The organism is Kineococcus anabasis, from assembly GCF_054590795.1.
Map to the genome: position 1 here is coordinate 322029 of NZ_BAAIHU010000001.1, position 13584 is coordinate 335612.

General features: G+C 74.7%; 14 protein-coding genes. 12 read left to right on the top strand and 2 right to left on the bottom strand.

All coding sequences use genetic code 11. The annotated features are described in order from the left end of the window. Positions 1–20: 20 nt before the first annotated feature. Complete coding sequence (locus ACYQBY_RS01400; protein ID WP_459642018.1) at positions 21–1352, bottom strand: extracellular solute-binding protein; 1332 nt, start codon at positions 1350–1352, stop codon at positions 21–23. 268 nt (positions 1353–1620) lie between these two features. Here ACYQBY_RS01400 and ACYQBY_RS01405 point away from each other — a divergent pair, with 268 nt between their 5' ends. The 6 genes from ACYQBY_RS01405 to ACYQBY_RS01430 all read left to right on the top strand — a co-directional run bounded on the left by ACYQBY_RS01405 (position 1621) and on the right by ACYQBY_RS01430 (position 7352). Further along, positions 1621–2700, top strand: coding sequence for a LacI family DNA-binding transcriptional regulator (locus ACYQBY_RS01405; RefSeq protein WP_459642019.1), 1080 nt, complete (start codon positions 1621–1623; stop codon positions 2698–2700). Between the two features lie 10 nt (positions 2701–2710). Beyond that, positions 2711–3580 (top strand): proteasome subunit beta, encoded by an 870-nt coding sequence (gene prcB / locus ACYQBY_RS01410; RefSeq protein WP_459642020.1) that lies wholly within the window; start codon positions 2711–2713, stop codon positions 3578–3580. Continuing rightward, entirely contained in the window at positions 3577–4293 is a 717-nt protein-coding gene (gene prcA / locus ACYQBY_RS01415; RefSeq protein WP_459642021.1) for a proteasome subunit alpha, read from the top strand. The genes prcB and prcA overlap by 4 nt, the downstream gene beginning before the upstream one ends. Positions 4294–4388: 95 nt before the next feature. Next, positions 4389–5750 (top strand): Pup--protein ligase, encoded by a 1362-nt coding sequence (pafA, locus tag ACYQBY_RS01420; protein WP_459642022.1) that lies wholly within the window; start codon positions 4389–4391, stop codon positions 5748–5750. Positions 5751–5909: 159 nt separating this feature from the next. Next, the gene (locus tag ACYQBY_RS01425) at positions 5910–6890 is read left to right on the top strand and encodes an FKBP-type peptidyl-prolyl cis-trans isomerase (protein WP_459642023.1); all 981 of its coding nucleotides are present in this window, start codon (positions 5910–5912) and stop codon (positions 6888–6890) included. An 84-nt stretch (positions 6891–6974) separates the two neighbouring features. Next, entirely contained in the window at positions 6975–7352 is a 378-nt protein-coding gene (locus ACYQBY_RS01430) for an FKBP-type peptidyl-prolyl cis-trans isomerase (RefSeq protein ID WP_459642024.1), read from the top strand. A 136-nt stretch (positions 7353–7488) separates the two neighbouring features. Here the strand turns inward: ACYQBY_RS01430 and ACYQBY_RS01435 are convergent, their stop codons facing one another. Then, positions 7489–8598: a DUF3866 family protein gene (locus tag ACYQBY_RS01435; protein ID WP_459642025.1), complete on the bottom strand. Its 1110-nt coding sequence runs from the start codon at positions 8596–8598 to the stop codon at positions 7489–7491. Between the two features lie 133 nt (positions 8599–8731). On the opposite strand from ACYQBY_RS01435, the gene ACYQBY_RS01440 reads away from it, so the two are divergent. The 6 genes from ACYQBY_RS01440 (at position 8732) to ACYQBY_RS01465 (ending at position 13477) form a co-directional block, all read left to right on the top strand. Then, positions 8732–9748: a helix-turn-helix transcriptional regulator gene (locus ACYQBY_RS01440; protein WP_459642026.1), complete on the top strand. Its 1017-nt coding sequence runs from the start codon at positions 8732–8734 to the stop codon at positions 9746–9748. Then, complete coding sequence (locus ACYQBY_RS01445; protein ID WP_459642027.1) at positions 9745–10734, top strand: helix-turn-helix transcriptional regulator; 990 nt, start codon at positions 9745–9747, stop codon at positions 10732–10734. The genes ACYQBY_RS01440 and ACYQBY_RS01445 overlap by 4 nt, the downstream gene beginning before the upstream one ends. 115 nt (positions 10735–10849) lie before the next feature. After that, the gene (locus ACYQBY_RS01450) at positions 10850–11185 is read left to right on the top strand and encodes a hypothetical protein (protein ID WP_459642028.1); all 336 of its coding nucleotides are present in this window, start codon (positions 10850–10852) and stop codon (positions 11183–11185) included. Between the two features lie 215 nt (positions 11186–11400). Continuing rightward, positions 11401–11703 (top strand): Sec-independent protein translocase subunit TatA, encoded by a 303-nt coding sequence (gene tatA, locus ACYQBY_RS01455; protein WP_459642029.1) that lies wholly within the window; start codon positions 11401–11403, stop codon positions 11701–11703. Between the two features lie 32 nt (positions 11704–11735). Continuing rightward, positions 11736–12554: a twin-arginine translocase subunit TatC gene (gene tatC, locus ACYQBY_RS01460; protein ID WP_459642030.1), complete on the top strand. Its 819-nt coding sequence runs from the start codon at positions 11736–11738 to the stop codon at positions 12552–12554. Further along, entirely contained in the window at positions 12551–13477 is a 927-nt protein-coding gene (locus ACYQBY_RS01465) for a diacylglycerol/lipid kinase family protein (protein WP_459642031.1), read from the top strand. Before tatC ends, ACYQBY_RS01465 begins: the two co-directional genes overlap by 4 nt. Positions 13478–13584 lie beyond the last annotated feature (107 nt).

Below are 13584 nucleotides of genomic sequence, written 5' to 3' on the forward strand. Positions count from 1 at the left end.
CGGTGCAGGAGCGGCGCTGCTCACTTGTCCAGGACCGCGTTCATGTTCGTCGCGAACTGCTCGGGGGTGATGGAGAGCTCGAACAGCTGGGCGATGTTGTTGAGCAGCTCCTCGGCCGCGGCGGGGCTGAGCGCCTGGTCCCAGGACTGCTGGAAGGACTTGGCGTTGAGCGCGACCTCGTACACCCAGGTGACCCACTCGGGGTTCTCGGAGGCGGCGAGCTTGTCCTCGATGCCCTTGAAGACGGGCACCTCGCCCACGCCGATCCAGCCCTCGACCTCGGCGTCGGCGGTCACGCCCTCCTTGAGGTAGGTGCGGGCGATCTCCTTCTGCTCGTCGCTGGCCTCGGAGTAGATGGAGAGGTACTGCGCCGGGTTGCCGACGGTGTTGCTCGGGTCGCCCTTGCCGCCGGTGACGGCGGGGAAGTTCAGGTAGCCGAGGTTGCCGCCGGAGACGAAGTCGCCGCCGTCGGACTTCATGCTGCCGTAGGTCCAGGTGCCGTGGAGCATCATCGCGGCCTTGTCCGTGTAGAGCAGCGCCTGGTCGGCGTTCTGGTCGGCGACGACGGAGTTGAAGCCCTCCACGAAGCCGCCGGCCTTGACGAGGTCCTGCGCCATGGTCAGGGCCTTGATCGAGTCGGGGTTGGACCAGGCGTCGGCCTGACCCTCGAAGATCGAGGTGAACAGCTCCGGGCCGCCCACGCGGTCGAAGAGGAACTCCAGCCACATCATCGTGGTCCAGCGGGACTGCCCGGCCAGGGAGATGGGGGCGATGCCGGCGCCCTTGAAGGTGGCGACCAGGGCGAGCAGGTCGTCCCAGGTCTGCGGCGGCTGGGCGCCGACCTGGGTGAAGAGGCGCTTGTTGTAGAAGAGCACGATCGGCGCCATGGTCTGCATGGGCATGGCGTAGACCTTGCCGTCGACGGTCCCGGCGCCCCACGCCGAGTCGATGATCTTGCCCTTGAGGTCGGCGTTCTCCTCGAAGAACGAGGTCAGGTCCTCGACCTGGTTGGCCTCGGCGTAGCCGGCCAGGGTGCCACCGCCCCAGCCCCAGATGAGGGTGGGGGCCTGCCCGGCGCCCACGGCGGTGCGGATCTTCGTCTTGTAGTCGTCGTTGGCGAAGAACGTCGCCTTGATCTTGCCGTCCGGGTGGCCCTCGTTGAAGGCGTCGACGCTGGTCTTGCGGACGCCCTCGGCGGGCTGGCCGCTGAGGTACCAGATGCTCGCCTCGCCCGCGGCGGACTGCCCCGGGCCGGAGGTGCCGCCGCTGCAGGCGGTGAGCGTGCCCGCGGCCAGCGGCGTCGCGAGGACGAGCCCGAGGAAGGAGCGGCGGGAGGAGTTCTTGCGATCCACGGTGATCTCCAGGGCGTCGAGCCGCTGCGGTGCGGCGGGAAGGGCCCGGTTTGCGGAACCTTTCGGTGTCGAAAGCTTTCGCAAGACTGCGGGTGTTCTCAGGACCGTAGGTGCGGGTGCGGGGGGAGTCAAGGCGCCGCAACACGATCGTGACCACGCTCTCCGATGTGAGCGCTCACACGGCGCGAACGGGGGAGTGCTTGACGGTGACGCAGCGCTTCGCAATACTCGCGAAAACTTTCGAACCCCGCCCGAGGACAGAGGTGTCATGGGAAACCAGCGCACGACGCTGGCCAGCGTCGCGAGCCGGGCCGGGGTCTCCGTGCCCACCGTCTCCAAGGTCCTCAACGACCGCGACGACGTCGCCGAGGAGACCCGCGCCCGGGTGCGCCGCGCCATGGCGGAGCTGGGCTACCGCGCCCCCGCCGCGCGCCGCCCCCGCCTCGACGGCCCGCCCCTGGTGGACCTCGTCGTCGAGGGCCTCACCAACCGCTACACCGTGGAGGTCCTCGGCGGCATCATCGAGGGCGCCGCCGACCTCGGCGTGGAGGTCGTCCTCTCCAGCGTCTCCCCCGGGCGCCTGCGCGAGGCCGACCACGGCCAGTGGGCCGAGCGCCTCGCCGGCGCCGGGCGCCGCGGCCTCGTGCTGGTCTCCTCGGAGGTCTCCGAGGACCACATCGACCCCTTCGCCCGCCGCCACCTGCCCGTCGTCGTCATCGACCCGCTCAGCCCGCCCGCGCCCTCCGTCGTCAGCGTCGGCTCCACCAACTGGGCCGGCGGCAAGGTCGCCACCGAGCACCTCATCGGCCTCGGGCACACCCGCATCGCCCACGTCGGCGGCCCGGTCGGCGCCGAGTGCAGCCAGGCCCGCCTGCACGGCTACCTCGCCGCCCTGATGTCGGCCGGGCTGCCGGCCGACCCCCGGCAGGTGCACTGGGGGGAGTTCCGGCGCGAGAGCGGCGCCGAGGGCCTGGCCCGGCTGCTGGAGCTGCCCGAGCCGCCCACCGCCGTCTTCTGCGGCAACGACGTCATCGCCCTCGGCGTGCTCGAGGAGGCCCGCCGCCGCGGCCTGCGCGTGCCCGGGGACCTCAGCGTCGTCGGCTTCGACGGCACCGACCTCACCGAGAACACCCACCCGCGCCTGACCTCCGTGGCCCAGCCCCTGCGGGAGATGGGGCGCACCGCGCTGCGCACCGTCGTGCGCCTGGCCGACGGGGAGGAGCTGGAGTCCCACCACGTCGAGCTCGCCACCACCCTGGTGGTGCGCGACTCCACCGGCCCGGCGCCCGGCGCCCCCACCGGCGCGCCGCCCGAGCACGCCCGCACGTCCCGCGGGACGCGCAGGTAGGGTCGCGGACGTGAGCTCCGACCCCAGCGGGCGGCTCCCGGCGGCCTACCTGGTGCCCGGGTCCTCCTCCTTCACCGAGTTCGTGCGCGAGCACGCCCCCGACGTCCTGCCCGCCGGGCGCCGCCTGCCCGCCACCAGCGCCCCCGACGTGCCCCACGGCACCACCATCGTGGCCACCACCTTCGACGGCGGCCCCACCGGCGGCGGCGTGGTCATGGCCGGCGACCGGCGTGCCACCGCGGGCAACCTCATCGCCCAGCGCGACATCGAGAAGGTCTTCCAGGCCGACGAGCACTCCTGCGTCGGCATCGCCGGCACCGCGGGCCTGGCGGTGGAGATGGTCCGCCTCTTCCAGGTGGAGCTGGAGCACTACGAGAAGATCGAGGGCGCGCTGCTGTCCTTCGAGGGCAAGGCCAACCGGCTCTCCACGATGATCCGCGGCAACCTCGCCCTGGCCATGCAGGGCCTGGCCGTCGTGCCCCTCTTCGCCGGCCTCGACCTCGCCACCGGCCGCGGGCGCATCTTCAGCTACGACGTCACCGGCGGGCGCTACGAGGAACGCCACCACCACAGCGTCGGCTCCGGCTCCGTCTTCGCCCGCGGCGCGCTGAAGAAGCTGTGGCGTCCCGGCCTCGACGCCGACGGCGCCGTGCGCGTCGCCGTGGAGGCCCTGTGGGACGCCGCCGACGACGACTCCGCCACCGGCGGGCCCGACATGGTCCGCCGCATCTGGCCGGTCGTGGCCGTCGTCACCGCCGAGGGCTTCCACCGCGTGCCCGAGGAGGAGCTGGCCGCCGTCGTCACCGACGTCGTCGAGCGCCGCCACGGCGACCCCGGCGGCACCCGCGCCGCACGCCTGGCAGGAGGTGAGCACGCATGAGCACGCCCTTCTACGTCTCGCCCGAGCAGCTCATGAAGGACAAGGCGGACTACGCGCGCAAGGGCATCGCCCGCGGCCGCGCCGTCGTCGTCCTGGCCTTCTCCGGCGGCATCGTCTTCGCCTCGGAGAACCCCTCCCGCGCGCTGCACAAGATCTCCGAGATCTACGACCGCGTCGCCTTCGCCGCCGTCGGCAAGTACAACGAGTTCGAGAACCTGCGCGTGGGCGGCGTGCGCTACGCCGACCTGCGGGGCTACTCCTACGACCGCTCCGACGTCACCGCCCGCGGCCTGGCCAACGTCTACGCCCAGACCCTGGGCACGATCTTCACCACCGAGTCCAAGCCCTACGAGGTCGAGCTCGTCGTCGCCGAGGTCGGCGCCACCCCCGGGGCCGACCAGATCTACCGCCTCACCTACGACGGCTCCGTCGCCGACGAGCACGGCTTCGTCGCCATGGGCGGCTCCGCCGAGCAGATCGGCGCCAAGCTCACCGAGCGCTGGAGCGAGGGGCTGGACCTGGCCGGGGCCCTGCGCCTGGCGGTGGAGGCCCTCGGCTCCGACGCCGCCGCCGAGGCCGCCGGCTCCGGCCCGCGCGCCATCGGCGCCGACCAGCTCGAGGTGGCCGTGCTGGACCGCACCCGCCCGCGGCGCAGCTTCCGGCGCCTCACCGGCCCGGTGCTGGCGAACCTCCTGCAGCGCCCCGGCGGCTGAGCGCGCCGCCCCGCGCACGCCCCGGCGCGCGCGGGGAGGAGGTGGTCCGGCGCTTCGCAGCGCCGAACCACCTCCTCTCTGCCTATGGTGGGCACATGGACCGCCGGATCTTCGGGCTCGAGACGGAGTTCGGCGTGACGTGCGCCTTCGAGGGACAGCGCAAGCTCTCCCCGGACGAGGTCGCGCGCTACCTCTTCCGCAAGGTCGTCTCCTGGGGCCGCTCCAGCAACGTCTTCCTGCGCAACGGCGCGCGCCTCTACCTCGACGTCGGCTCCCACCCTGAGTACGCCACCCCCGAGTGCGACGACGTGCGCCAGCTCGTCGTCCACGACCGCGCCGGGGAGCGCACCCTGGAGGGCCTGCTCACCGACGCCGAGCGGCGCCTGCACGAGGAGGGCATCACCGGCGAGGTGTACCTCTTCAAGAACAACACCGACTCCGCCGGCAACTCCTACGGCTGCCACGAGAACTACCTCGTCTCCCGGCACGGGGAGTTCTCCCGCCTCTCCGACGCCCTCATCCCCTTCCTCGTCACCCGCCAACTCGTCTGCGGCGCCGGCAAGGTCGTGCAGACCCCGCGGGGGGCGGCGTACTCCCTCTCCCAGCGCGCCGACCACATCTGGGAGGGCATCTCCTCCGCCACCACCCGCAGCCGGCCCATCATCAACACCCGCGACGAGCCCCACGCCGACGCCGAGCGCTACCGCCGCCTGCACGTCATCGTCGGGGACTCCAACATGTCCGAGACCACGACGCTGCTCAAGGTCGGCGCCACCGACCTCGTGCTGCGCCTGGTGGAGTCCGGCGCGAACCTGCGCGACATGACGCTGGAGAACCCCATCCGCGCCATCCGCGAGATCAGCCACGACACCACCGGCCGGCGCCCCCTGCGCCTGGCCAACGGCCGGGAGGCCTCCGCCCTGCAGATCCAGGAGGAGTACCTCGCCTCCGCCAAGGCGTTCGTGGAGTCCGAGGGCCTGCAGGACCCCACGATCAAGCGCGTCGTGGACCTGTGGGAGCGGGCCCTGCTCGCCGTGCGCAGCGGGGACCTGGGCCTGGTGGAGCGCGAGGTCGACTGGGTCATCAAGAAGCGCCTGCTGGAGCGCTACATGGCCAAGCACGACCTGACGCTCTCCTCCCCGCGCATCGCCCGCCTGGACCTGGCGTACCACGACATCCACCGCAAGCGCGGCCTGCACTACCTGCTCGCCGCCCGCGGCCTCGTCGAGCGCGTCAGCCACGACCTGGAGGTCTTCGAGGCCACCGTCGTGCCCCCGCAGACCACCCGCGCCAAGCTGCGCGGGGACTTCGTGCGCGCCGCCCAGGAGAAGCACCGCGACTTCACCGTCGACTGGGTGCACCTGAAGCTCAACGACCAGGCGCAGCGCACCGTGCTGTGCAAGGACCCCTTCCGCTCCGTCGACGAGCGCGTCGAACGCCTCATCGAGAGCATGTGAGGCCGCCGCCGGGTGCCCCGCGGGGCCCGTGAGGGCCCACCCGCACCCGGTGCGCTCGCGCCCCGCACCCAGCCGGCTCCCAGCGGCCGTGGTTAGGGTGGGTCGCAGAGAGCTGCCCGCCGCACGGCGGTACGCCGCCGCCCCGACCCGAGGATTCCCGTGCGCCGCCTGACCGCCCTGCCCATCGCCCTCGCGCTCGCCCTCGGCGGCTGCGCCTCCCAGCCGGAGGAACCGGCGACGCCCTCCTCGCCGCCGTCCACCTCGCCCGCCAGCACCCCGCCCGCCGAGGTGAAGCCGGCCGCCGACGACCCCGCGCTGGCCGTGGAGGTCACCGGCGCACCCGAGGCCAAGCCCGAGGTCAAGATCACCTCGCCGCTGGCGGTGGAGACCTCCACCCGCAAGGTCGTCACCCCCGGCAGCGGCAAGAAGGTCGAGCTCGGGCAGACCGTGGTGCTGGACTTCACCCTCTACAACGGCCGCGACGGCGCGGAGCTGCAGACCACCTACGGGCAGTCCCCGGCCAACTTCCCCGTCACCGACCAGCTCGTGCGCGGCGTGGCCTCCGGCCTGCTCGGCGCCACCGTCGGCGACCGCCTCGCCATCGCCGTCGCCCCCCAGGACGGCTTCGGCCAGCGCGCCTCGGAGGCCTACCCGAACCTCAAGCCCGAGGACACCATGGTCCTCGTCGCCGACCTGCGCCGCCTCGTGCTGGACAAGGCCGAGGGCGAGGCCGTCACCCCGCCCGCGGGGCTGCCGACCGTGCAGACCGACGGCGACGGCAAGGTCACCGGGATCGAGGTCCCCGAGGACGCGAAGGCCCCCGAGGAGCTCGTGGTGCAGCCGCTCGTCAAGGGCGCCGGGCCCGCCGTGCAGTCCGGGCAGAACATCACCGTCCACTACACCGGGGTGCGCCTGGAGGACGGGGAGAAGTTCGACTCCTCCTGGGACAAGGGCGAGCCGTTCCCCACGCCCATCGGGCAGGGGCGCGTCATCAAGGGCTGGGACGAGGGCCTGGTCGGGCAGACCGTCGGCAGCCGCGTCCTGCTCGTCATCCCCGAGGCCCTGGCCTACCCCGACGCCGCCGAGGGCCAGCCCGCCGGCCCGCTCGTCTTCGTCGTCGACATCCTCGACGCCAGCTGAGCGCGCGCACCCGCAGCACCACCCCGCACGCACCCGAGCCACATCACCGAGCCACACCACCGAGCCAGACCACGAGGAGCAGGCGTGAGCGAGCGCACCAAGCCCGAGATCGACTTCCCCGGCGGCGAGCCGCCCACCGATCTGGAGATCACCGACCTGGAGACCGGCGACGGCCCCGAGGCCGTGCCCGGCAGCACCGTCGTCACCCACTACGTCGGGGTCGCCTTCTCCACCGGCGAGGAGTTCGACGCCTCCTGGAACCGCGGTGAGCCCCTGGAGTTCCCCCTCGGGCGCGGCATGGTCATCCAGGGCTGGGACCAGGGCATCGCGGGCATGAAGGTCGGCGGCCGCCGCCGCCTCGTCATCCCGCCGCAGCTGGCCTACGGCGAGCGCGGCGCGGGCGGGGTCATCAAGCCCGGCGAGACGCTGATCTTCGTCGTGGACCTCGTCGGGGTGCGCTGAGCCGCACCACCCGCTCCCGGCAGGCACCCGGCGGGGACGTTCCGCAGCGCGACACCGGCGTGTCGCGTGCGGGACGTCCCCGCCGCCGCGTGGAGGACGTCCCCGCCTGCGCGTGCGGGACGTCGCCGCCAGGAGCTCAGCCCAGCAGCGCCGCGGCGTGCCGGCCCGCGGCGGCCGCGGCCAGGAACGCCGCCCGGTCCTCGGCGAGGCCGCGGCCCATCGTGGACAGCCGCACCGGGCAGGTGGCCAGCGCCTCGTCCAGCCCCGCGACCGGCACCACCCGCAGCCGGTGCGGCGCCGCCCGCAGCGCCGTCGGGGCGCACAGCGCGCGGGCCTGCTCGTGCACCGCCGCCCAGAACGGCCCCTCCTCCTGCGGCACCACCACGTCCACCGGGGCCAGCGCCAGGCGCCCCACCGCCGTCGCCGAGTGGTGCGAGACCCCCCGGTGCCGTGGCCGGGCGTCGGCCTGCGAGACCCGCAGCGCCGCCACCGGGGCCCCGCCCAGCACCGCCGCCGCGTTCAGCGCCTCCCCGGCGCCCACCCCGGAGAACCCCCAGCGCGTCCCGGTGCCCAGGTTGCCCGGGCCCTGTGCCACCACGGCCACGTCCGCGCCCACCACCAGCCGCGCCGCCAGCAGCGCCGAGTGCACGCTCACCGCCTCCAGGTCCCCGCCGAAGGCCTGCCCCGCGCTGACGCACGCCGCCAGCCAGCCCGCCCCACGCAGGCCCGCCACCGCCCGGGAGAACGCCGCCGGCAGCGCCCCGCCGTCGGTCAGCACGTACGCCACCCGCGCCTGCGGCCGCAGCGCCCGCACCCCCGCCACCACCGCGGGCAGCGCCGAGTGCAGGTCGGCCACCACCACCGGCATGCCCGCCAGGTCGTCCGCCTCGCGCAGCACCTCGTGGTGCCCCGACTCCTGCTCGTCCGCGCCCAGCACCATCGCCTGCAGCGGCGTGTAGCGGGCCTTGACCAGGTGCCCCGGCCCGGGCGGGGGAGCGGGCGGCAACCTCTCCGGCAGCGCCACCACCAGGGCGTAGCCGCCCGTGCCCAGCCCCCGCTCCAGGGCCGCGGTGTTCAGCAGCACCCGGTCACCGGTCGTGGGCGTGCCCACCAGCGCGGGATAGGCCAGCGCCCGCACCACCACCCCGTCGACACCGGGCCGCGGGTCCAGGGCCACCTCGCACTCCACGGCGCCGGGCCAGGCCCCGGGCACCCCCACCACCGTCCCCGACCGCCAGCGCACCATGCCCGCGACCCTAGGCGCCGCCGCCGGCGGACCCCGCCTCCGGACCCCGCCCCCGGACCCCGCGCAGCCCTGCCCGCCGCCACCCGGTCGCCCCGTGGGCGCCGGCGGGCATCTCCGGTAGCGTTCCGCAGCGATGCCCAGCCCCAACGCCAGCCGGCGCACCGAGCGGCTCCTCAACCTCGTGATCGCCCTGTCCGCCACGCGCCGGTGGCTGACCAAGGAGCAGATCCGCAAGGCCGTCCCCCAGTACGCCGACTGCGCCACCACCGTCGCGTTCGAGCGGATGTTCGAGCGGGACAAGGAGGACCTGCGCGAGCTCGGCATCCCCCTGTCCACCGGTGGGGAGGACGTCCTCTTCGGCGACGAGCAGGGCTACCGCATCGACCGCGACGCCTACGCCCTGCCGGCCATCGACTTCACCCCCGCCGAGCTGACCGTGCTGTCCCTGGCCAGCCGCGTCTGGCAGCAGGCCAGTCTCGCCGGGCCCGCCACCCGCGCCCTGGTGAAGCTGCGCAGCCTCGGTGTGGAGGCCGACGAGTCCTCCCTCGTGGGGCTGGAGCCGCGCGTGCGCACCAGCGAGCCCGCGTTCGAGCCGCTGTACGCCGCCGCGCGCGACCGGGCGCCCGTGAGCTTCGGGTACCGGCGCGCCGACGGGGAGCCGGCCACCCGCTCGGTGGAGCCGTGGGCCATCGTCAGCTGGCACGGCCGCTGGTACCTCGTGGCCAACGACCGCGACCGGCAGGCCCCGCGCGTCTTCCGCCTCTCGCGCATCCAAGGCGCGGTGCGCCGCACCGGCAAGCCCGGCGCCTACGACGTGCCGGCCGACCTCGACCCGCGTGCCGTCGTCGCCGGCACCGTCACCGAGCGCGCCCCGGTGCGCGCGGTGCTGCGGGTGCGGCCGGGTGCCGGGCTCACGCTGCGGCGCCGCGCCGCAGCCGTCACCGCGGGTGAGGACGGCGAGGACCGGGTGGAGCTGGACGTGACGGACGTGGAGCAGGCCGCCGACGAGGTGGCGACCTTCGGGGCGGACGTGGTGGTGCTGCAGCCGCCGGAGCTGCGCGAGGCGGTGGTGCGGCGGCTGCGCGGGGTGCTGGCCGCCAACGCGGGCACCGGGGCGCGTGCGGCGGCCGGCGCGGAGGGGGGCGCATGAGCGGCGGGGCGTCGACGGAGCGGCTGAGCCGGCTGCTGGCGATGGTGCCGTACCTGCTGCGCCACCCCGGCCTGCCGCTGGCGGAGGCCGCGGCGCACTTCGAGATCAGCGAGGACGAGCTGGTCCGGGACCTGGAGCTGCTCTTCGTCTGCGGCACCCCCGGGCACCTGCCCGACGACCTCATCGAGGCGGAGTGGGAGTCGGGGAAGGTCTACATCGGCAACGCCGAGGCCATCGACCGGCCGCTGCGCCTGGCGGTGGACGAGGCCGTCGCCCTGCTGGTGGGGCTGCGCACGCTGGCGGAGGTGCCCGGCCTGCACGACCGCGCCGCCCTGGAGGGGGCGCTGGCGAAGCTGTCCGCCGCCGCCGGGGACGCCGCGCGCGCCGCCTCGTCGCTGGCCGTGGACGTGCGCGTGGACGAGGCGGACCCCGCGACGGTCGAGCGGGTCCTGGCCACGTGCCGGGCCGCGCTGCAGGGCCGCCGCCGGCTGCAGCTGCGCTACCTGGTGCCCTCCCGGGACGAGAGCACCGAGCGGGCGGTGGACCCGATGCGGCTGCTGACCGTCTCGGGCCGCTGGTACCTGGAGGGCTGGTGCCACCGCAGCGAGGGGGTGCGGATGTTCCGCGCCGACCGCATCGAGAGCGCAGAGGTGCTCGACGCCGACGGCACCCCGCCCCCGCAGGCGGTGTCGCGGGACGTGGACTCGGACCTGTTCTCCCCGAGCCCGGACGACGTCGTGGTCACCCTGGACCTGGCCCGGCAGGCCCGCTGGGTCGTGGAGTACTACCCCGTGGAGTCGGTGGCGCCGGCACCGGGGGACTGGCCCGCCGCGGAGCTGCGGGTGCGCCTGCGCGCGGCGGACACCCGCTGGGTGCGCCGGCTCCTGCTGCGCCTCGGTGACGGAGCGCGGGTCGTCGACCCGGTGGGGCTCGCCGAACAGGTGACGTCCGAGGCGGAGAGAGCACTCGTGGCGTACGGTGCTTGACAAAGCACTCTCGGTGACTGCTCGAGAGGGCATTCAAGGGATGCGGAACTCCTGCCGATGCACTGGTTGTCGGGCAGCAGGAGGGCCGCCCACCAGGACGAGAGGTGCAACCCCCATGACGACCATCAAGGCTTCGTGCCCCTGCTGCGGCGACGTCGAGCTCACCCCCAAGCAGGTCCGCCTCGTGGTGTGCTCCGTGAAGTCCCGCTCCTTCTACGCCTTCGACTGCCCCACCTGCAAGGACGAGGTCCGCAAGCCCGCCGGTGAGGACGTCGTCGCGCTGCTCGTCTCCGGCGGCGTGCCCGTCGAGCGCTGGGTCATCCCCAGCGAGGCGCTGGAGGAGCGCACCGGCCCGGCGATCTGCTGGGACGACGTCCTCGACTTCGCCCTCGTGCTGGACTCCATCGACGACCTCGCCACCGTCGCCGGCGGCTCCACCCGCATGGCCTGACGTTCTCCGACAGCCGGCCCTCCCAGCCGGCACCCCCGGGCGCGACGCCCGGCCCCGGCTGTCCGGCTCCCGTCCGCGGAGCCGCGGNCACCGCTCCGAACACCACCCGGTGCCCCGTCCGGGCGCGCCACGCCACCGGCGCCGGTGGATCCGACCGCCGCGGCGGCCGCCCACCGACGTAGGATGCAGGTGGCCCACCGGAGTCAGGAGAACTCATGCTTCGCGGATTGTTCGACAACCCCGTCCACCTGCTCATCCTGCTCGTGCTGGTCCTGCTGCTCTTCGGCGCCAAGCGGCTGCCGGACGCCGCCCGCGGCCTCGGCCGCTCGCTGCGCATCTTCAAGAGCGAGGTCAAGGAGATGAAGAAGGACGACGACCCCGGCGTCCGCGCCGAGACCGGCACCCCGCTGGAGGGACGCGTCGTCGACGCCGACACCCGGCGCGAGAGCACCGGCACCCCCACCGCCACGGGCACGCAGGCCTCCGCGCCCGGCAGCCACCAGCCCCCGCACGCCTGACGCGCCGCCGCGTCCCGGGCTGACCAGTGGCCGTGCCCACCCTCCGCCGCGCCCCCAAGGACCCCGAGGGGCGCATGGCGCTCCGCGAGCACCTCACGGAGCTCCGCACGCGCGTCGTGCGCGCCACCATCGGCCTGCTCATCGGCGCCGTCGCCGGTTGGTGGCTGTGGGCCGAGTACGTCTTCCCCGCCCTGCAGGCGCCGCTGGTCCAGACCGCCAGGACCGAGGGCATCGACGCCAACCTCAACTTCGGCGCCGTCGGCTCCGCCCTCGACCTGCAGATCAAGGGCTCCCTGTGGGTCGGGGTGCTCGTCTCCGCACCCGTGTGGCTCTACCAGCTCTGGGCGTTCATCACCCCGGGCCTGACCCGCAAGGAGCGGCGCTACGCCCTCGGCTTCATCGCCGCCGCGCTGCCGCTGTTCTTCGCCGGCGCCGGCCTGGCCTGGCTGGTGCTGCCCAACGCCGTCGGCTTCCTCATCGAGTTCACCCCCGAGCAGGCGTCCAACTACATCGTCGCCGACGTCTACCTCAGCTTCGCGATGCGGATCATCCTCGCGTTCGGGCTCTCCTTCCTCATGCCCGTGGTCTTCGTCGGCCTCAACTTCGCCGGCCTGCTCACCGGGGCGGCCCTGCTGAAGCACTGGCGCATCACGGTCTTCCTGTCCTTCGTGTTCTCCGCGATCGCCACCCCCACCCCGGACGCGCTGTCGCTGTTCACCCTCGCCGTCCCGCTGATCATCCTGTTCGGGATCGCCGTCGGCATCTGCCTGCTCAACGACCGCCGGCGCGCCCGCAGGTCCGCCGAACCGGACTACTCCACCCTCGACGACGACAGCGCCAGCGCCCTGTGAGCGGCGCCCCGCCCCGCCGGCGCACCGGTCTCATCGTCAACCCCGCCGCCGGGCGCGGCGCCGGTGGCACCGCCGGCGCCCGCACCCTAGCCGCCCTGCGCCGCCTCGGGCACGAGGTCCTCGACCTCTCCGGGCCCGATCTCGCCGCCTGCGCCGAGCGCGCCCGCGCCGCCGCCGGTGACCTCGCCGCCCTCGTCGTCGTCGGTGGCGACGGCGTCGTGCACGCCGGGGTCCAGGGCGTCGCCGGCACCGGCACCCCCCTCGGCATCGTCCCCGCCGGCACCGGCAACGACATCGCCCGCGGCCTCGGCGTCCCCGCCGGCGACCCCGCCGGCGCCGTGGCGCAGCTCGCCGCGGCGCTGGCCGAGGGGCGCTCCCGCCCCCTGGACGCCGTCCACGTGCACGCCGGGCTGCGCGAGGGCTGGTACGCCTCCGTCCTGGGCGCCGGCGTCGACGCGCTCGCCGCGGCCCGCGCCAACCGCTGGAGCTGGCCGCGCGGCGGCTCCCGCTACACCCTCGCCGCCGCCCGCGAGCTCGCGGTGCTGCGGCCCCTGCCCCTCGTGCTCGGCCTGGACGGCGAGCGGCGCGAGGTGGAGGTCGTGCTCGTCGCCGTGGCCAACCTGCCCTTCTACGGCGGCGGCGTGGAGGTCGCCCCCGGGGCCGACCCCACCGACGGCCTGCTCGACGTCGTGGTCGTCGACGCCATGCCGCGCGCGGCCGCCTTCCGCCTCATGCCCCGGGTCCTCGCCGGCCGCCACCTGGACCACCCCGCCGTCCACGTCCACCGCGCCCGGCAGGTCGAGCTGGCGCCCACCGGCCGCGCGGGCACGCCGCTGCCCGTGCCGCACGCCGACGGCGAGCCCGCCCCGGCCCTGCCGCTGACCTGCACGGCCGTCGCGGGTGCCCTGCGCGTGCTCGCCTGACCCCCGCACACTCCTCGCGCGCATCCCTCGCGCGCACCCCCGTGTGCACCCCGGGACCGGCCCCGGGACCGGCCCCGTGACCTCGGCGAGCGCCGCCCCGCGGCGGT

Bases quoted from the DNA above. Each gene is read 5' to 3' on its own strand.
- ACYQBY_RS01405 (WP_459642019.1), top strand. From the start codon at position 1,621: ATGGGAAACCAGCGCACGACGCTGGCCAGCGTCGCGAGCCGGGCCGGG.
- prcA (WP_459642021.1), top strand. From the start codon at position 3,577: ATGAGCACGCCCTTCTACGTCTCGCCCGAGCAGCTCATGAAGGACAAG.
- pafA (WP_459642022.1), top strand. From the start codon at position 4,389: ATGGACCGCCGGATCTTCGGGCTCGAGACGGAGTTCGGCGTGACGTGC.
- ACYQBY_RS01435 (WP_459642025.1), bottom strand. From the start codon at position 8,598: ATGGTGCGCTGGCGGTCGGGGACGGTGGTGGGGGTGCCCGGGGCCTGG.
- ACYQBY_RS01440 (WP_459642026.1), top strand. From the start codon at position 8,732: ATGCCCAGCCCCAACGCCAGCCGGCGCACCGAGCGGCTCCTCAACCTC.
- ACYQBY_RS01445 (WP_459642027.1), top strand. From the start codon at position 9,745: ATGAGCGGCGGGGCGTCGACGGAGCGGCTGAGCCGGCTGCTGGCGATG.
- ACYQBY_RS01450 (WP_459642028.1), top strand. From the start codon at position 10,850: ATGACGACCATCAAGGCTTCGTGCCCCTGCTGCGGCGACGTCGAGCTC.
- tatA (WP_459642029.1), top strand. From the start codon at position 11,401: ATGCTTCGCGGATTGTTCGACAACCCCGTCCACCTGCTCATCCTGCTC.